13 protein-coding genes and 1 pseudogene are annotated in these 19289 nt (G+C 64.4%); 10 read left to right on the forward strand and 4 right to left on the reverse strand.

What is annotated here, in order from left to right:
- Positions 1–65: 65 nt before the first annotated feature.
- The 4 genes from D8676_RS05150 to D8676_RS05165 are packed head-to-tail and all read right to left on the reverse strand — an operon-like array spanning position 66 to position 3611.
- The gene (locus tag D8676_RS05150; protein WP_121579803.1) at positions 66–905 is read right to left on the reverse strand and encodes a glutathione S-transferase family protein; all 840 of its coding nucleotides are present in this window, start codon (positions 903–905) and stop codon (positions 66–68) included.
- Between the two features lie 26 nt (positions 906–931).
- Positions 932–1513 carry a VOC family protein gene (locus tag D8676_RS05155; protein ID WP_121579804.1) on the reverse strand — a complete coding sequence of 194 codons (582 nt, stop codon included), beginning with the start codon at positions 1511–1513 and terminating at the stop codon, positions 932–934.
- Positions 1514–1527: 14 nt separating this feature from the next.
- Positions 1528–2829, reverse strand: a complete 1302-nt coding sequence (locus tag D8676_RS05160) for an AMP-binding protein (RefSeq protein WP_121579805.1) — start codon at positions 2827–2829, stop codon at positions 1528–1530.
- Positions 2830–2831: 2 nt separating this feature from the next.
- Complete coding sequence (locus D8676_RS05165; RefSeq protein ID WP_121579806.1) at positions 2832–3611, reverse strand: citryl-CoA lyase; 780 nt, start codon at positions 3609–3611, stop codon at positions 2832–2834.
- Positions 3612–3852: 241 nt separating this feature from the next.
- Between D8676_RS05165 and D8676_RS05170 the strand changes: the two genes are divergently transcribed.
- The 10 genes and pseudogenes from D8676_RS05170 to D8676_RS05220 all read left to right on the forward strand — a co-directional run bounded on the left by D8676_RS05170 (position 3853) and on the right by D8676_RS05220 (position 19282).
- Positions 3853–5127, forward strand: a complete 1275-nt coding sequence (locus D8676_RS05170; protein ID WP_121579807.1) for an aspartate kinase — start codon at positions 3853–3855, stop codon at positions 5125–5127.
- Positions 5128–5291: 164 nt separating this feature from the next.
- Positions 5292–7562 carry a phosphoenolpyruvate--protein phosphotransferase gene (gene ptsP, locus D8676_RS05175; protein WP_121579808.1) on the forward strand — a complete coding sequence of 757 codons (2271 nt, stop codon included), beginning with the start codon at positions 5292–5294 and terminating at the stop codon, positions 7560–7562.
- Between the two features lie 182 nt (positions 7563–7744).
- A complete protein-coding gene (locus D8676_RS05180) occupies positions 7745–9088 on the forward strand; it encodes an amidohydrolase family protein (protein WP_121579809.1) in 1344 nt (447 codons plus the stop codon).
- 166 nt (positions 9089–9254) lie between these two features.
- Positions 9255–10199: pseudogene (locus tag D8676_RS27625) on the forward strand (transporter).
- 225 nt (positions 10200–10424) lie between these two features.
- Complete coding sequence (prfA, locus tag D8676_RS05195) at positions 10425–11498, forward strand: peptide chain release factor 1 (RefSeq protein WP_121579812.1); 1074 nt, start codon at positions 10425–10427, stop codon at positions 11496–11498.
- Positions 11499–11521: 23 nt separating this feature from the next.
- Positions 11522–12376, forward strand: a complete 855-nt coding sequence (gene prmC / locus D8676_RS05200) for a peptide chain release factor N(5)-glutamine methyltransferase (RefSeq protein ID WP_121580416.1) — start codon at positions 11522–11524, stop codon at positions 12374–12376.
- Positions 12377–12688: 312 nt separating this feature from the next.
- The gene (locus D8676_RS05205; protein WP_121579813.1) at positions 12689–13471 is read left to right on the forward strand and encodes a DUF4167 domain-containing protein; all 783 of its coding nucleotides are present in this window, start codon (positions 12689–12691) and stop codon (positions 13469–13471) included.
- A gap of 207 nt (positions 13472–13678) precedes the next feature.
- The gene (gene clpB / locus D8676_RS05210; RefSeq protein WP_121579814.1) at positions 13679–16288 is read left to right on the forward strand and encodes an ATP-dependent chaperone ClpB; all 2610 of its coding nucleotides are present in this window, start codon (positions 13679–13681) and stop codon (positions 16286–16288) included.
- A gap of 357 nt (positions 16289–16645) precedes the next feature.
- Positions 16646–17359 carry an outer membrane protein gene (locus D8676_RS05215; protein WP_121579815.1) on the forward strand — a complete coding sequence of 238 codons (714 nt, stop codon included), beginning with the start codon at positions 16646–16648 and terminating at the stop codon, positions 17357–17359.
- A 96-nt stretch (positions 17360–17455) separates the two neighbouring features.
- The gene (locus D8676_RS05220) at positions 17456–19282 is read left to right on the forward strand and encodes a tetratricopeptide repeat-containing sulfotransferase family protein (RefSeq protein ID WP_121579816.1); all 1827 of its coding nucleotides are present in this window, start codon (positions 17456–17458) and stop codon (positions 19280–19282) included.
- Positions 19283–19289: the final 7 nt, after the last annotated feature.

Below are 19289 nucleotides of genomic sequence, written 5' to 3' on the forward strand. Positions count from 1 at the left end.
GTCCCTGCGCGGGCGGCGCTCTGCGATGTCGTTCCGCCCGCGACGAGGTGTTCGGACCGGCAGGATCAGGCGGCCTGCGACCTTACATAGGCGATGTAGCCGCGCACGTCGGCGGCCGGTTCGGAATAGGCCTTGCCGAGCTTCTTCTCCATCGCCGCCATGTAGTCGCGGGCCCATTTCGGCAGCTTGTAGTCGACGACCTCGAGGAATTCGAGCGTTGCCGCCAGCCTTATGTCGGCGATCGACGGCTGCGCCCCGCCGATGAACGGCTTGTCGCTCAGGTAGAAGCTGCGGAACACGTCTAGCGGCTCGGCGATGGCGTCCATCGCGGCCTTCTGGGCAGCCGACTTGTGATGGGCTTCGAGCTCGGCATGGCCGACCTCGCCGGGATATTGCGGGAAACGCAGGGCCGGATAGGTCGCGCGGGCGACATAGGGATAGAGCGTGCCGATGAGATAGAACATGGCGCTGTCGATCATCGCCCGCCGCGCCGGGTTCTTCGGGTAGAATTTCTCCAGCCCGTGCTTGTTGGAGAGATATTGCATGATCGCGCAGCTCTCCCACAGGGCGCCGCGCGGCAGGCCTTTCTCCTCCAGCATCGGGGTGAGATGGGCGGGGTTGCGCTTCAGGAAGTCGGCTGACCTGGTCGCGCCGTAGACGTCCTTCTCCTCGACATCGAGCTTCGCCGCGCGCGCGAAGATGCGCACCGACAGGTTGTTCACGCTCGGCTTGATGACGTTGAGCTGCATCGCAGGCTTTTTTGCAGGCTTCTTTGCGGGCTTGGCCGCGGCCTTCGTCGCGGTCCTGCCCGCCTGTTTGGCGGCGCTCGGCTTGCTGGCCGTCTTCGTCGCGCTCTTGGCTGCGCTCTTTACAGTTTTCGCGGTCGTCTTCCTCTTGGCAATCATCTGCTCCTCCCACTCGTTGGCAAATCTCAGTAAGGGTTCCTGGCGCCGCGGTCCGGCGACAGTGTCGCGCGCGACCGTTCGACAAGCGCCTGGATGGCGTCGGCCAGATGCGGCTCGGCGATATTGTAGTCGCCGCGCGCCACGCGGATGTTGTGCGCCTCCATCAGAACGTCGGCATGGGTGAAGCCTGCCGGCGGCTCGAAACGGTAGGAAGCGAGTTCGACCAGCAGGCCGAGCGGATCCTGGAAATAGATCGAATCCATGAAACCGCGATCCTTGACGCCGCTGTGCTTGATGCCGCGCTCGTCGAGCCGCGCCACCGCCTGCAGGAACGTCACCCGCGATACCGAGAACGCGATGTGATGCACCGCGCCGATGTCGGTCGAGGTGCGAGAGGGATCGGGCTTGCGCGTCTCGTCGGTGAAGACGGTGATGAGGCGGCCGTCGCCGGGGTCGAAATAGAGATGGCTCTCGCTCGCCTTGTCGAGGTTCGGCTGGTCGAAGATGAAGGGCATGCCGAGCACGCCCTCCCAAAAGTCGATCGATGTCTGACGGTCGGCGCCGACGAGGGTGATGTGATGGACGCCCTGGCTCTGAAGCTTCTGCATCTCCTTCGCCTTTCCTAGTGCTGGACGAGCTTGGACTTGTATTCGCTGCGCTGTATCGAACCGAACGGGACAAGCTCGACGCTGGCGGTGAAGACGAGCGCTTCGCGGATGCGCCGGGCGATTGCCCCCGCCAGGTCGCCGGATGGCTCGCCGTCGCGTTCGAGTTCGACCTGGATGGGCAGCGGCGGCTCCTGCTTGACGCCCTGGCTTTTCGGCGCAACCAGGATCAGCCCGCTGACGGCCGGCCGGAACTCGGCGACGATCTCGCGGATGGCGGTCGGGAAGACGTTGACGCCGCGCACGATCAGCATGTCGTCGGTGCGGCCGATGCAGCGGATACGCGGCGCGGTGCGGCCGCAGGGGCAGGGTGAGGTCCAGACCTGCACATGATCGCGGCTGCGGAAGCGCAGCAGGGGCGCGGCCCGGTGCCGCAGATGCGTGAGCACCAGCTCGCCACGCGCGCCGTCTTCCATCTCGATCACGGTTCCCGTGTCAGGATCGACGAGCTCGGCATGCACGATGCCCCGGCCACCCAGATGCATCCCGTCCTGGTGCTCGCACTCGCCCCACAGGGAGACGCCGATGTCGCCGATGCCCATCGCCTCGGTGACCCTGGCGCCCCAGCCTTCCTCGAGCCGGGCGCGCATGGCAGGTTCGCCGCCGCCGGGTTCCCCGCCGACGATCACGCGCGTGACCGAAGAGCCCTTGAGGTCGAAATTCCTCTCCGCCGCCCATTCGATCAGATGCGAGGCGTAGGAGGGCGTCAGCACCGCGGCGGTGGGCCGCAGCAGCCGGATTGCCATCATCAGCCGGTCGGTGTTGCCGGTGCCGACTGGCACATGGCAGACGCCCAGCCGGTCGAAGGCGCCGAGTACCGCACCCGCCACGAACGGGCCGGCATTGTAGGTCGACACGACGGTGTCGCCCGGCCGCAGTCCGGCCGTCGAATAGGAACGCGCCGAAGTCGTTTCCCAATTGTCGAGATCGCCGCGGGTGAGTGGGATATAGCTCGGCGTGCCCGTGGTGCCGCTGGTGGAGAAGATGCGCACCAGTTCGGAGCGCTCGACGCACAGATGCGCGCCGATCGGATTTTCGGCGGTGCACGAAGCGCGGATCTCGCTTTTCTCGGTGAAGGGGAGGGAGGCGATGGCCGCCAGACCGTCGATCGAGCCGGCATCGGGGAAGCCGGCACGGGCCAGCTTTTCGCGATAGAAGGCGGAGCGTTCGAAAAGATAGGCGATCTGGCCGCGGAAACTGGCGTCGTCGGCCGCCTGCTGCTCGGTCCAGGGCAATGTCTCGGTCGCCCGGTCGAACATGTCTACCGATCTCCCTGCCGGCGATAGGCGACGGCCGCCTCGGCGTTTGCCGCCATGGTGAAGCCGATCGGTGTTTCGCGTTCCTCGGCGAGGTGGGCAAGCAAGCTGGCGGTGCGGCCGAGCAATGGGATCGCCTTGACCATGGAAGGCGCGAAATCGAGGTCGAGCAGCACGGCGGCGATCGGCATCGACACGTTCATGACCAGCGGCTTCCCCCAGACTTCCGGGGCGATGGCGCCGATATCGAGCGCCAGCCGCACGTGCCGGCCGGCGACACCCCGCTCGGACGCCAATGCGAGGATGCGCTCGGCGCGCGGGTCGACCGGCTTGTGGATGGGGTGGCCGAAGCCCGGCAGCTTGCCGCCCGATGCGTGGATCTCGGCAAGCGTCTCGCGGATCACTGTGCGCGGATCGCCTTCCTTCTCCCGCAACTCGACCAGCAGCCTAGCGCACAATTCCGAGGTGCCGAGGATGACCGGCCCGGCGCCCAGAATGCCGGCGGCAAGGGCGCCCTGAAGCGAGCCGGGATCTGCGGCAAGCGTCATGCGCGCCGCCTGGACGGTGGGCACCAGGCCGTGCTCGGCGATGGCCACCAGCAGGAGGTCGAGGAAGAAGCGCTGGTTTTCGGTCGGCTCGCGGCCGGTGAGCAGCAAATGGAAGTAGTCGGTGAAGCCGACCCGGCCCATGAGGTCGCGCGTAAGATCGCGGCCGCGCACCTCGATACGGTCCGCATGAGCCTCGCAAATGGAGGTGACGGCCGGCCCTGCTTTGCCGATCTGCATTTTTCCTCCCTCGCCGGGCAGTCTGGCGCTGCGTCTTATCCGGCTGCGGGAGATGCTATTTCAACTGGGCTTCCGGCGCCAGCGGCGTCGAGGACGATAAAAACGGGCCTTCTTGCGGATCGCGGGGGATTTGGCTATGAGGCCACCGCACCCCAGCGTTCCGCCAAAAACGGAACGCACAGGGCCAATCCTCCAAGGCTTCCGCGAGCCCGGAACGTTCGACACGGGGCACACGCTTTCCATGGCGCGCATCGTTATGAAATTCGGCGGTACGTCCGTGGCCGACATCGGCCGCATCCGCAACGTAGCGCGCCACGTCAAACGCGAGGTCGATGCCGGCCACGAGGTCGCCGTGGTGGTCTCTGCGATGGCCGGCAAGACCAACGAGCTGGTCGGCTGGGTGCAGGAAGCCTCGAAGGCCGAAGGCTCCAATCTCAACATCTACGACGCCCGCGAATATGACGCGGTGGTGGCGTCCGGCGAGCAGGTGACGTCGGGGCTCCTGGCGCTGGTGCTGCAGTCGATGGGCGTCCATGCCCGCTCCTGGCAGGGCTGGCAGATCCCGATCCGAACCGACAATGCCCATGGCGCGGCGCGCATCGAGGAGATCGACGGCTCGCTGATGATGCAGCGCTTCGGCGAAGGCCAGGTCGCGGTCATCGCCGGCTTCCAGGGCATTGCGCCGGACAACCGCATCGCGACGCTCGGCCGCGGTGGTTCGGACACCAGCGCCGTCGCCATCGCGGCCGCCGTCAGGGCCGACCGCTGCGACATCTATACCGACGTGGACGGGGTCTACACGACCGACCCGCGCATCGAGCCCAAGGCGCGGCGCCTGCCTAAGATATCCTTCGAGGAAATGCTCGAAATGGCCTCGCTCGGCGCCAAGGTGCTGCAGGTGCGCTCGGTCGAGCTTGCCATGGTGCACAAGGTGCGCACTTTCGTGCGATCCTCCTTCGAGGACCCGGATGCGCCGGGCATGGGCGATTTCCTGAACCCGCCCGGAACGCTTATTTGCGACGAGGATGAAATCGTGGAACAGCAGGTCGTCACCGGTATCGCCTATGCCAAGGACGAAGCCCAGATATCGCTCAGGCGCGTGGCCGACCGGCCGGGCGTGGCGGGCGGCATCTTCGGGCCGCTGGCCGAGGCCAACATCAATGTCGACATGATCGTCCAGAACATCTCCGAGGACGGCAAATCGACCGACATGACCTTCACCGTGCCCTCCGGCGACGTCGTCAAGGCGCTCGCCGTGCTCGACAAGGTCAAGCAGACCGTGGGATTCGACGTCGTCCAGCACGACGAGGGCATGTCCAAGGTGTCGGTCATCGGCATCGGCATGCGAAGCCATGCCGGCGTCGCCGCCACCGCCTTCAAGGCGCTTGCCGAGAAGGGGATCAACATCCGGGCGATCACAACGTCCGAGATCAAGATCTCGATCCTGATCGACGGGCCGTACACGGAATTGGCGGTGCGGACTTTACATTCCGTCTATGGGCTGGATAAGCAGTAACAGACCCTAGGATCGTGATTTCGAAGCTCGTTTGATTTCGATACTGCGCCCCGGGCGAATTTCGAAATCGAACGGCACTGGCGTACTCTGGTGTCCGCCGGATTTTTCCGGCAGTAGTGGGGTGTTCGGGCGCGGAACCCTCTGCGCCCAGGGAGAGCCGCTTTATGCGTGACATGGCCGCAGGCCCGCGCGTCCTGTTGAAACGGCTCCGCGAGCTGATGGCGGAGGCGCTCGCGCCGCAGGAGCGGCTCGATCGCATCGTGCATGACATCGCCCAGAACATGGTGGCCGAGGTCTGCTCGCTCTATGTCCTGCGCGCCGATTCGGTGCTCGAACTCTATGCCACCGAAGGCCTGAAGCGCGAATCGGTGCACCTTGCCCAGTTGCGTCTGGGCCAGGGCCTGGTTGGAACGATCGCGGCCAGCGCCCGCGCGCTGAACCTCTCCGAAGCCCAGCAGCATCCGGCCTTCGCCTACCTGCCCGAGACAGGCGAGGAGATCTACAGTTCCTTCCTCGGCGTGCCGGTGCTCAGGGCAGGGCGCACGCTCGGCGTGCTGGTGGTGCAGAACCGCACCAAGCGCCAGTATCGCGACGACGAGGTCGAGGCGCTGGAAACCGCCGCCATGGTCATCGCCGAGATGATCGCGGCCGGCGAGCTTGCCCACCTGACCCGGCCGGGGCTGGAGCTCGATCTTCGCCGCCCGGCAAGCTTCACCGGCATCTCGTTCAACGACGGCATCGGGCTTGGCCATGTCGTGCTGCACGAGCCGCGCATCGTCGTCACCAACCTCTTCAACGAGGATAGCGACGAGGAGATGCGGCGGCTGGAGCAGGCGCTGGGGTCGCTGCGCCTGTCGATCGACGACATGCTGTCGCGCCGCGACGTCGCCTTCGAGGGCGAGCATCGCGCGGTGCTCGAAGCCTACCGCATGTTCGCCAACGACCAGGGCTGGGTGCGCAGGCTGGAGGAAGCGGTGCGCAACGGCCTCACCGCCGAGGCGGCGGTCGAGAAGGTGCAGAGCGACATGCGCGCGCGCATGCTGCACATGACCGACCCCTATCTGCGCGAGCGGATGAGCGATTTCGACGATCTCGCCAACCGGCTGCTGCGCATGCTGATGGGCCGCGGCCCGGACGACGTCGCGGCGGCGCTGCCCAAGGACGCCATCATCGTGGCGCGCTCGATGGGCGCGGCCGAGCTGCTCGACTATCCGCGCGAGAAGCTGCGCGGGCTGGTGCTGGAGGACGGCACCGTCACCAGTCACGTCGTCATCGTGGCGCGCGCGGTGGGCATTCCCGTCGCCGGCCAGGTCAAGGGCGCCGTCTCCATGTCGGAAAACGGCGACGCGATCATCGTCGACGGCGACGAGGGCACGATCCATCTCAGGCCGCAATCCGACCTCGAAGCCGCCTATGCCGAGAAGGTGCGGTTCCGGGCGCGCCGGCAGGAACTCTACCGCGAACTGCGCAACAAGCCTTCGGTCAGCAGGGACGGCGTCGGCATCGACCTGATGATGAATGCCGGGCTTGCCGTCGACCTGCCGCAACTCGCCGAATCGGGCGCGGCGGGCATCGGCCTCTTCCGCACCGAGCTGCAGTTCATGGTCGCCTCGACCTTCCCGCGCGCCGAGGCGCAGGAAGGGCTCTACCGCGACGTGCTCGACGCCGCGAAGGGCAAGCCGGTGACCTTCCGCACCATCGACATCGGCGGCGACAAGATCCTGCCCTACTTCAAGAACCTGGCGCATGAGGAAAACCCGGCGCTCGGCTGGCGCGCGATCCGCCTTACCCTCGACCGGCCCGGCCTCCTGCGCACCCAGATCCGGGCGCTGCTGAAAGCCGCGGGCGGGCGCGAGCTACGCCTGATGCTGCCCATGGTCACCGTGCTGTCCGAGGTCGCTCAGGCGCGCGAGATCATCGACAAGGAAGTGCGGCATTTGTCGCGCTTCGCCCATCACCTGCCGACCAGCCTGAAGCTCGGCGCCATGCTCGAGGTGCCGGCGCTGCTGTGGCAGCTCGACGAGCTGATGAAGGCGGTCGACTTCGTCTCGGTCGGCTCCAACGACCTGTTCCAGTTCGTGATGGCGGCCGATCGCGGCAACACGCAGCTTGCCGACCGCTTCGACACGCTGTCGGTGCCGTTCCTCAGGGTGCTGAAGCAGGTTGCCGACGCCGGTATCCGCAACCACACGCCCGTCACGCTCTGCGGCGAGCTTGCCGGCAGGCCGATCTCGGCGATGGCGCTGATCGGGCTCGGCTACCGGTCCATCTCGATGTCGCCGGCCTCGATCGGCCCGGTCAAGGCGATGCTCGCCGAACTGCCGGTCGGCGAACTGACGAAATTCTTCGAGGAAAATCTCGCCGGCCACGCCGCCAACCTGCCGATGCGGGCACTCTTGCAGGCCTTCGCCGACGATCGCGGGATTCCGCTTTAAAATCGTCGACTGCCCTGATTGCCGAGGTGAGTGGGACGCTCCGCGATGTCTTGCCGGGAGCTCCCAAAGTGCGCTTGGCACAGCCGTTCTGCAACAAGTGGTTGCAACGGTATCGGGCGTGTGTAAGCCTGCCAAAAGCGTCGATTTCGACCGCGCCGAATGCTTGGGGGCAAGAGTAAAGAATGACTGGCAGACTTGGTGCGTTGCTCGCGAGCGCCTTACTGGTGCTGTTCACGGCTTCTCCCCTGCAGGCTCAGAGTTCCCCATCGGGTGCGGTGGTCTTCGACAACGTGCGCATCTTTGACGGCGCTGCCTTGACCGAGCCGATGAACGTGCTCGTCGAAGGGAACAAGATCGCAAGGATTTCGGCCGAACCGATCAGTACGGATGCAGCGGCGACACGAATCGCGGGCGACGGCCGAACGCTGATGCCCGGACTTATCGATGCGCATTGGCATACGTTCATGGTCCGGCCTTCGATGATGATGGCGTCGACTGCGCCGTTCCCCTTCATAACGTTGCTGGCGGGAGCCGAAGCCGAGTCGACGCTCATGCGCGGTTTCACCAGTGTTCGCGATCTGGGTGGGCCGGCATTCGGCCTCAAGATGGCGATTGACAGGGGCGTGATGCCCGGGCCGCGCATCTGGCCGTCAGGGGCGATGATCTCGCAGACCGGAGGTCACGGGGATTTCCGGATGCTGTCCGACTTGCCGGCGACGCCTAGCGTCCTGAGCTACCCGGAGCGTATGGGCATGTCGGCAATCGTCGATTCGCCGGACGAGGTTCGCAAGCGCACCCGGGAGCAATTGCTGCAAGGGGCCAGCCAGATCAAGCTGACCGTCAGCGGCGGGGTATCGTCGCCCTATGGACCGATCGACACGTTCCAGTTGAGCGTCGACGAAATCCGGGCGGCCGTCGAAGCGGCGGCAAACTGGGGCACCTATGTGACGGTGCATGCCTATACGCCGGAAGCGATACGCAACGCGATCGAAGCCGGCGCAAAGGTCATCGACCATGGCCAGCTCGCCGATGAAGACGCCGTCAAGCTGATGGCGGAAAAAGGCACATGGTGGAGCCTCCAGCCATTCGTCGGCGATGAGAACGCGAACCAACATGCGGATCCCGAGCGACAGGCAAGCGCGGCCGAGATCCATGCCGGTACCGACAGGGCATACGAGCTGGCGCGAAAGCATGGTGTGAAGGTCGCGTTCGGCACCGACATTCTGTTCGATGCCGCGCGGGCCGCACGGCAGGGGTCGCAGCTCGAAACAATGACACGGTGGTACACGCCGGCGGAGGTGCTGAAGATGGCGACCGCGGACAATGCCGAGCTGCTGGCGCTGTCCGATCGGCGCAATCCCTATCCGGGCAGGCTTGGCGTCGTCGAAGTCGGTGCACTCGCGGACCTGCTTCTGGTCGACGGTGATCCGATCGCCCAGATCGGGCTGCTTGCGGACCCCGCGAAGAACCTGCTGGTCATCATGAAGGACGGCCGTATCGTCAAGAACACCGTCGTGAAGGATTGAGGATACCCGTCGAGGAATTCGCCGGCCGGTCCGTGCTCTGCATGGGACGTCGCGACCAGTCGACGAGTTACCAAGCCTGTTTTCAGAACTTGTTTCAACGTTTGCAGCAGCCCGTCGAAACCCTGGTGGCCGAGGCGGGTGCGCCAAGATTGAGTGCTGAAGAAACATGAAAATCCGTTTCGGTTGTGCGACCGCCCTTGCTCTCGGCTGCCTCTATCCGGGCGTCGATCTCCATGCAGCGGAAGGTGGCGCTGGCGTCTACGTGCTCGGGCTGCGCAGCAGCGGCGCCGGTCTCACCCCGCCTCCGGGGGTGTTTTTCTCGGATCAGCTTTTCATCTACGACGGATCCTTGGCCGGCCTCGTCGAGCTTGACGGTGGTGTGCTCGCTGCCGGCGTTGATGCCAGCGTCATCGTCAACATTCCAACGGTGGTTTGGGTGACAGAAGCCGAGGTGATGGGCGCCAGGCTCGGCTTTTCCGCGACGACTCCGTTTGGCCGTACCGCCGTCGAAGGGTTCGTGAACCCGTTCGTGGAAGCCAGCGACAGCGTGACGACGTTCGGCGACCCTGCCCTGGCCGCCTTCCTTGGCTGGAACAGCGGCAATTTCCACATACAATCCGGCGTCACGGGCTATTTTCCGGTTGGCGACTACACGGAGGGTGCGCTTGCCAACGTCGCTCGTCACAGGCTTGCCGCGGACTTCTAAATGGCCGTCACCTGGCTCAATCCCGAATGGGGGATCGATGTCTCGAACACTATCGGGTTCACCTTCAACGCAGAGAACCAGGCGACCAACTACAGGACCGGAAATGAATTCCACTGGGAAGGCGCGATCACCAAGCAACTGACCGAAAGTTTTTCGGCAGGGCTCGTTGGCTACTACTACAAGCAGCTGACGGCGGATGAGGCGCCGCCGGCGATCGCCGCGATCCTCGGCGATTTCAAGGGGGAGATAGCGGGCATAGGCGCGCAGATAGGCTACAATTTCCACATCGGCGAAGCGCCAGTCTCGACCCGGTTGAGATATTATCACCAGTTCAATGCCACAAATCACCTGGAGGGCGATTCCGTCTTCCTGTCCCTGAGCCTTCCGCTGGCGGTAAACCGATAGAGCGAAAGTTCCTCGGCCCGATCTGAGTCCCCAGGCGATCTGGAGCGATTTGGATCGCCGCGAGCAGGAAAAACGGGTTGCGAGGAAGGTCGTGCTTTCGTGGCTCGATGTTGACGCGGTATTCCAATGCGGCGAAGAAGTTCTTGGCTGACGCGATGGTTGTTCTGCCTGACTGCGAACGAGGATGCCGTTGAGCTTTCCCGCGATCTTCGATAAGGCGCGTCGATGATCTCACTCCCCCGCGACCGAATGAACCAGCTCGTCAAGCGTTTCGACATGCTCGAAGCGCAGATGGCGGCGGGGCCGGACGCCGACGCCTATGTGAAGCTGGCGTCTGAATATTCCGAATTGCAGGATATTGCCGGCAGGATCAGGGAGCTTTTCAAGGCGGAAGGCGAGCTTGCCGACCTGGAGGCCATGCTCGCCGACAAGGGCACCGACGCTGAGATGCGGGCGCTTGCCGAGGCCGATCTTCCCGGCGTCGAGGAACGCATCGACAGCCTGCGCCACGAGATCCAGATCCTGCTCCTGCCGAAGGACGCGGCTGACCAGAAGAACGCCATTCTCGAAATCCGCGCCGGCACCGGCGGCGATGAGGCGGCGCTCTTCGCCGGCGACCTCTTCCGCATGTACGAGCGCTACGCGGCCGATCAGGGATGGCGCATGGAGGTGGTCTCGGCGAGCGACGGCGACGCCGGCGGCTTCAAGGAAATCATCGCCAGCGTCTCGGGCAAGGGCGTCTTCGCCAAGCTGAAGTTCGAGTCGGGCGTGCATCGCGTGCAGCGCGTGCCGGCGACCGAAGCCAGCGGCCGCATCCACACGTCGGCGGCGACGGTGGCGGTGCTGCCCGAGGCGGAGGAGGTGGACATCGAGATACGCCCCGAGGATATCCGCGTCGACACGATGCGCGCTTCGGGCTCCGGCGGACAGCACGTCAACACGACCGACTCGGCGGTGCGCATCACCCATCTGCCGACCGGCATCATGGTCGTGCAGGCGGAGAAATCGCAGCATCAGAACCGGGCGCGGGCCATGCAGATCCTGCGCGCGCGGCTGTTCGACATGGAGCGCAGCCGCGCCAATGACGAGCGCTCGGAATCGCGCAAGCTGCAGGTCGGCTCGGGCGACCGTTCCGAGCGCATCCGCACCTATAATTTCCCGCAGGGGCGGCTTACCGACCACCGCATCAACCTGACGCTCTACAAGCTCGACCGGGTGATGATGGGCGAGCTCGACGAGGTGATCGACGCGCTGATCACCGACCACCAGTCGAAGCTCCTGGCGGCCGAGAGCGAGTGACCGGCGCGGACGATGGACCTTCCGTGACCCTCGCCGATCTCCATGGAGAGGCGCGCGCCGCTCTTGCCCGGGCGGACATCGCCGATGCGAAGCTCGACGCGCGTCTCATCGTCGAGCATTTTTCGGGGACGAGCCGCGCCGACGCGGTCAGCAGACCGGACATGCCGGTCGATCCGGAAAAGGCCGACGCCGTCCGGCAGGCCATTGCGCGGCGCGCGGCGGGTGAGCCCGTTCACCGCATCCTTGGCTTTCGCGAGTTCTACGGGCTCAAGTTCTTTCTCACCCCGGAAACTCTGGAGCCGCGGCCGGACACTGAGACGCTGGTCGACGCGGTCCTGCCATTCCTGCGTCAGCGTGCCGCTAGGGAAGGTGGCTGCCGCATCCTCGACCTCGGCACCGGGACGGGCGCGATAGCCCTGGCCCTGCTCGCGGAAGTCCCTCAGGCTGCCGCCGTCGGCGTCGACATCTCGGCCGATGCGCTGGCCACCGCGGCGCGCAACGCCTTGGAAAACGGCCTTTCCGGACGCTTCGAACCGGTCCGGTCCGACTGGTTCGAAAAAATTTCGGGGCCCTTCCATGTAATTGTCGCAAACCCCCCCTATATATCGTCGAAAGAGCTAGAGACCTTGCAGCGCGAGGTCAGGAATTTCGATCCGGCGAGAGCCCTTGATGGCGGCGCCGATGGGCTCGATGCTTACAGAACGATTGCAGCGCAGGCGAATGCATATCTCGAACCAGCCGGAAGGGTGGCCGTCGAGATCGGATACACGCAAAAGGAAGCGGTAACCCGCCTGTTCGAGGCGGCCGGTTTTCGGACTCTGGAGGCGAGAAAGGATCTCGCCGGACACGACCGGGTGCTGGTTTTCGAACCTAGATAACTGGCGTGGATAACGGGATTTCGGCGCTGCAAAAACCGCTTGGCAAGTATGGCGAATGCAGGTAGGGTCCCGGCACCGGATGAGACGAAGCAGGCAGTGCTGTTACCAACCGGATTTCCAGATCGACAGGCTGCCTTCTTGCGGAAACGACGCTTTAGCTTCGTACGGGGATCGTTCGGCAGTTAATACGTAACCGGAACGGGATGAACGTGGCGCCGACGCAAACGCGGGCGAGCACCGTTAGAACAACATGGAACGGCGGGCTGCACCTGCGCCCCGTATCCAGAGCTTTTTAAAACCCAAGAGAGTCTAATGAGGCCACAACAGCAGAACAGGCGCATGCGCGGCCGCAATGGTGGCGGCAACAACAACCAGAACCGCAAGGGGCCGAACCCCCTGACGCGCAACTATGAGAGCAACGGTCCGGATGTGAAGATCCGCGGCTCCGCGCAGCAGATTGCGGAAAAATACGCGCAGCTTGCACGCGATGCGCAAAGCTCCGGCGACCGCGTGATGGCCGAGAACTACCTGCAGCACGCCGAGCACTACAACCGCATCATCGCGGCCGCCCAGGCGCAGATGCCGATCCAGAACATGCAGAACCAGCGCGACGCGTCGGACGACGATCTCGACGATGAGCGCGACGAGTTCGAGGGCGTCGGCAATGTCCCCCAGCAGGGCAGCGCCTCGCAGGGCAATGTCGATCAGCCCAATCCGGGCCAGGGCGGCCAGGGCAATCCCGGCCAGAGCAATGGCAACGGCGACTATTCGCGGCCGCAGCAGGCCGAGGCTCCCGCCGAACTCGGCTCGGGGCCGCAGCCGGAGATCGAAGGCATGCCGGCCGAGGTTGCGCTCAACCCCGAGGCAGCCGAGGGCAATCCCGGACGCGCCGCCAACGGTCACACCGAGGGCCGCCGCAACCGGCGTCCGCGCCGCGGCGAACGCGCCCGCCCCGCCGAAGCCAACACTGACGAGGAGCCGGCGTCCGACGGTCTCGCGGCGACGCTTTCGCGCGGCGCCTCCGCTGCCAAGGAGCCGGCCGCGGAAGACAAGCAGGGCGACGGCGGCCCGACGCTGGTCGACGCCGACAGCTGAACATCCGATTTTCCGATGACGATCCGGCGGCGGGGATTGAGAAATCCCCGCCGTTTTTTTGTTTAGGGTCGGGACCGATGCGTCTTGAGCAAAATCGGAGGAGTACCCATATCCATTTCCATTAGGACCCGGCTCTCCAGGAGGGGGTCCGTCAACTTTGCCTGACCGGTGCCGCGAAGCGGGCCGCAGACGGATTGGAGACAAGATATGGATATCGAGAAGTACTCGGAGAGGGTGCGCGGGTTCATACAGTCGGCGCAGACCATGGCGCTCTCCCGCAACAACCAGCAATTCACCCCAGAACACCTGCTGAAAGTGCTCGTCGACGACGAGGAAGGGCTTGCCGCCTCGCTGATCGCGCGGGCCGGCGGCGACGTGAAGGCCGTGCAGATGGGCGTCGAGACGGCGCTCAACGCGCTGCCGCGCGTCGAAGGCGGCAACGGTCAGCTCTATCTGGCGCAGCCACTCGCCAAGGTCTTTTCCACCGCCGAGGAGATGGCCAAGAAGGCCGGCGACAGCTTCGTCACGGTGGAGCGGCTGCTGACCGCGCTCGCGGTCGAGAAGTCGGCCAAGACCTCCGAGATCCTTTCCAGGGCCGGCGTCACCCCGCAGGCGCTCAACCAGGCCGTCAACGAACTGCGCAAGGGCCGCACCGCCGACACCGCCTCGGCCGAGCAGGGCTATGACGCGCTGAAGAAATACGCGCGCGACCTCACCGCCGACGCCCGCGCGGGCAAGCTCGACCCGGTCATCGGCCGCGACGACGAGATCCGCCGCACCATCCAGGTCCTGTCGCGGCGCACCAAGAACAATCCTGTGCTGATCGGCGAGCCCGGCGTCGGCAAGACGGCGATCGCCGAGGGCCTGGCGCTGAGGATCGTCAACGGCGACGTGCCGGAGGGCCTCAAGGACAAGCAGTTGATGGCGCTCGACATGGGCGCGCTGATCGCCGGCGCGAAATATCGCGGCGAGTTCGAGGAGCGGCTGAAGGCCGTGCTCGCGGAAGTCACCGCGGCCGCCGGCGGCGTCATCCTCTTCATCGACGAGATGCACACGCTGGTCGGCGCCGGCAAGGCGGACGGCGCGATGGACGCGTCGAACCTCCTGAAGCCCGCGCTCGCCCGCGGCGAGCTGCACTGCGTCGGCGCGACCACGCTCGACGAGTACCGCAAGCATGTCGAGAAGGACGCCGCGCTCGCCCGCCGTTTCCAGCCGGTCTTCGTCAACGAGCCCAGCGTGGAAGACACCATCTCCATCCTGCGCGGCCTCAAGGAAAAATACGAGCAGCACCACAAGGTGCGCATCTCCGACTCCGCGCTGGTGTCGGCGGCGACGCTGTCGAACCGCTACATCACCGACCGCTTCCTGCCCGACAAGGCGATCGACCTGGTCGACGAGGCCGCGTCGCGGCTGCGCATGCAGGTCGACTCCAAGCCCGAGGCGCTGGACGAGATCGACCGCCGCATCATGCAGCTCAAGATCGAGGCCGAGGCGCTGAAGCTCGAGAAGGACGATGCGTCGAAGGACCGGCTCGTCCGCATCGAGAAGGAGCTCGCCGGGCTCGAGGAAGAGTCCGACGCGCTGACCGCCAAGTGGCAGGCCGAGAAGCAGAAGCTAGGGCTCGCGGCCGACCTCAAGGGCCAGCTCGACGAAGCCCGCAACGAACTCGCCATCGCGCAGCGCAAGGGCGAGTTCCAGCGTGCGGGCGAGCTTGCCTATGGCAGGATCCCGGAGCTCGAGAAGAAGCTCGCTGAGGCCGAGGCGCAGGACGGCAAGGGTGGCGGCATGGTCGAGGAGACCGTGACGCCGGACCACGTCGCGCACATCGTCTCGCGCTGGACCGGCATTCCGGTCGACAAGATGCTCGAAGGCGAGCGCGACAAGCTGCTGCGCATGGAAGACGAGATCGGCAAGCGCGTCGTCGGCCAGGGCGAGGCCGTGCAGGCGGTATCCAAAGCCGTCAGGCGCGCCCGCGCCGGGTTGCAGGACCCGAACCGGCCGATCGGCTCGTTCATGTTCCTCGGCCCCACCGGCGTCGGCAAGACCGAGCTCACCAAGGCGCTCGCCGACTTCCTGTTCGACGACGAGCATGCGCTGGTGCGGATCGATATGTCGGAGTTCATGGAGAAACATTCGGTCGCCCGCCTGATCGGCGCGCCTCCCGGCTATGTCGGCTACGAGGAGGGCGGTGCGCTCACCGAAGCGGTGCGCCGCCGGCCTTACCAGGTCGTGCTCTTCGACGAGATCGAGAAGGCGCATCCGGATGTCTTCAACGTGCTCTTGCAGGTCCTCGACGACGGACGCCTGACCGACGGCCAGGGCCGCACGGTCGACTTCCGCAACACGCTGATCGTGATGACCTCCAATCTCGGCTCGCAGTATCTGGTCGGTCTCAGCGAGGATCAGGACGCCGATGCGGCGCGTGGCCCCGTCATGGACGAGGTACGGGCGCATTTCCGGCCCGAGTTCCTCAACCGCGTCGACGAGATCGTGCTGTTCCACCGGCTGCGCCGGCAGGACATGGGCAGGATCGTCGAGATCCAGCTCAAGCGGCTGGAGAAGCTCCTGGAAGAGCGCAAGATCGTGCTCGACCTCGACAAGGACGCGATCGACTGGCTGGCCAACAAGGGCTACGACCCGGCCTATGGTGCGCGCCCGCTGAAGCGCGTCATGCAGAAGGAGCTGCAGGATCCGCTCGCCGAGAAGATCCTGATGGGCGAGATCCGCGACAACTCGACCGTGAAGATCACGTCCGGTTCCGACCGGCTGAACTTCCGCGCCAAGCCGGCGGCGGTCGCGACCGAAGAAGCGGCCTGAAGCGCCGCACAAGCGTCGACTGAAGAAAATGCCCCGTCTCAAGGCGGGGCATTTTTTATTAGCCGGAACGCCTCGGCAGAACCGCCCACTACTGGATCGGCATGGAGAATCATGAGTTCCGCAGGTGGATCGCAGGGAGACTTGCGGTTCGATTTGGTGTGGCTTTATAGCAACTGCAGTTGAAAATGTGAGTGATCATGCGTGAATGCATGGTGAATGGAGGAGATATCTTAAGGGGTAAGTATTGATTGTCGGACAGAAGCGGCTGCAGGTATAGGTTGGGTGAAAGCGTGCTGCGGGTGCGCTTTCTGATAAGCATACGAATTCTGTATTCGGAATGATGCTTTGGGGGACGACATGAAGAAGCTGATAATCGCACTGATGCTTTCCACCAGCACCGTCGCGGCACACGCCGCCGACATGGTGGTCCAGGAGGTTGCGCCCGAAGTCGAACCGCTGCTTTGGAGCGGCGCTTATATCGGTCTCCATGCCGGCTATTCGTGGGGCCGCGAAAACGACAACCAGAGCGAACAGCAGTTCTCGTCGTGTGTTGGCAGCGTTTGCGCTGATCGCTTCGACCTCGACGGCTTCATCGGCGGCGCACATGCCGGTTACAACTGGCAGACCGGGCAGTGGGTTTTCGGCATCGAGGGTGACATCGACTACGCCGACATCAGCGGCAGCACAGACTTTTCGTATCAGTTCGGAGCTGTAAACGGCCGCCTGGGCTTCAACAGCGACTGGCAAGCTTCCCTGCGGCTTCGCGCAGGTTATGCCGTGGATACCTGGCTTTTGTACGCGACCGGCGGCGCAGCAGTCGGACATGGTGAGCTGCATGCTCGCGGCCAGAGTTTCGGCACGCCGTTCTCCGAAACTGACGACAATACCCATACCGGCTGGACTCTCGGCGGCGGTGTCGAAAAGGCGTTTACTCCAAACTGGATAGGACGCTTTGAGGTTCGATACACGGATTTCGGCAAGGAAAGCTACGATCTCGGTCTCGGTGGCGACGACATCGATGTCGATTGGAACCAGACCGCGGTCCTCTTCGGTTTCAGCTACAAGTATTGATACTTCGAAAAACGTTGCAGTCTGACCGCAGCTCGGATTGCCGACTCGGTCAGACTTTTTTAGCGCGTTCGGCACACATGCTGACGGAACGCTGAAGTGCCCGCGTCAAAGGTATCCGAGACCGATTTCCGCCTCGCCCTGGCCCTTCAATCGCAGCGCAGGCTTAGAGACGCGGAAGCTGTCTATCTGCGTATCCTGAACAGTGACCGTTTCAACCTCAGGGCGCTTGAGGCGCTGGGTCGGCTTCGGTTGCAGCAAAAAAGATTCAGCGAGGCGGAGGCTCCGCTGAGGGCGCTGGTCAAGCGCGCCAAGGGGTCCGCGGACGCACATCACCTCCTGGGTTTCGTTCTCACGGGCCTTGGCGATTTCCCGGCAGCGGTTCGCAGCTATCAGAAAGCGGTAAGCCTCAAGGCGGACTTTCCTGAAGCCCGCAACAATCTCGGCTATGCCTTGCACCGGTCGGGTCAGCATGAAGCGGCTCTCGCGCAGTTCGACAAGGCGATTGAACTGCTTCCGGTTTTTCCGGACGCATACCACAATCGAGGCAGCGCGCTTGTCGCACTGGGGCGCCGCAACGAGGGGCTTGTCGCCCTTCAGACCGCGCTCGCACAGAGGCCGGCGCATCTGGCTGCGCGCAGCGACCTTGCAAACCTTCTGGCCGATCTGCGGTACGGCGAGGACGCAACGCTGCAGGACCTCTCCGGCACTCTCGATGTCGATACGTTGACCGCCGTGGGTGACATCTACCTGCATAGGGAGGAGTACGAGCTTGCGAAGCGGGCATTCCTGGGCGCGAGGCTACGCGATCAGGGTTCCCGTAACGCAAGGATCGGCCTGGCTGACGCATACCAGAATCTTGGTGATCCCGCTGCTGCCCGCCTGCTCCTTGAGGGCATGCTGCGCGGGGAGGGGCGCAGTACCGAGGTGCTCGTAAAGATCGCGAACCTGACCTTTTCCAGGCCTGGTCCGGACATCCTTCGGGAATTCGACCGGATCAGCTCACGGGATCTCAGTGACGAGGCCCGCATTGGCGTCGCTTTCGCCAGAGGTCGCCTGCTGCACCTGTCGGGAAAATGGTCTGAGGCCTGGACGACGCTTGCGGACATCAATTGCGAGGTATGGGAGAGGGTTAGGGACGAGAGAGCCGCGGAGCGTTCGCGCGAGGAGAGTGCCCTGGCCTCGCTCCGGGCTCATTCCCCGCGGACTGCCGACGCGGATAAATCCCGACCGACGCTGCTTTTCATCCTCGGCACATCGCGCTCGGGAAAAACGGTGGTTGAATCTGCTCTTTCGACGATCAAGGACGTGCGTCGCGGAATGGAAGATCCGTTGGTGCGCGATGCACTGTCCTTTGCCTGGCGCAACGCGGCCGTTCCGGACGCAGATGCCGATGCAGACGACTCGGACAATTCGGACGACGTGCGCAGGCTTTTCCGCGTGGCCTATTTTGAAGCACTCGAACGGCGTGGAGACGGACGAAAGATTCTCACGAGCACGAATCCGGGGCTCGTACGGCGTGCCGCCTGGTTGGCGGACACGTTGCCGAACGCCCGCTTCCTTTTTGTGACCCGGAACCCCGAAGACACCGCGCTTAGCCTTATGCTGAAGCACTATAAAACAGGCCACTGCTATTCTTACGACCGAGAAGCCTCGTTCGAGCATATCGAATGGTATGAACGCATGATATCGCAGTTCACCACGATATATCCCGGAATATCGCGGTCGGTATGCTACGACGAGGTCGTGGACAGGCCGGAGCTTATCTATAGAGCCGTGGAAGATCTGTGTGACATCAGCATCGGTAAACCGAAGGAATTGCCGATCCTGGCTGACGACCGATCATGCGCGCAGCCATATATTCCCCTGCTCCGGGATGGGATCCCCCAGCGCGACCTTCCGTACCGCGGGGGCGGGGTGGCTTGACGCCGCG

The organism is Mesorhizobium sp. YM1C-6-2, from assembly GCF_003666685.1.
Lineage (GTDB): Bacteria > Pseudomonadota > Alphaproteobacteria > Rhizobiales > Rhizobiaceae > Mesorhizobium_K.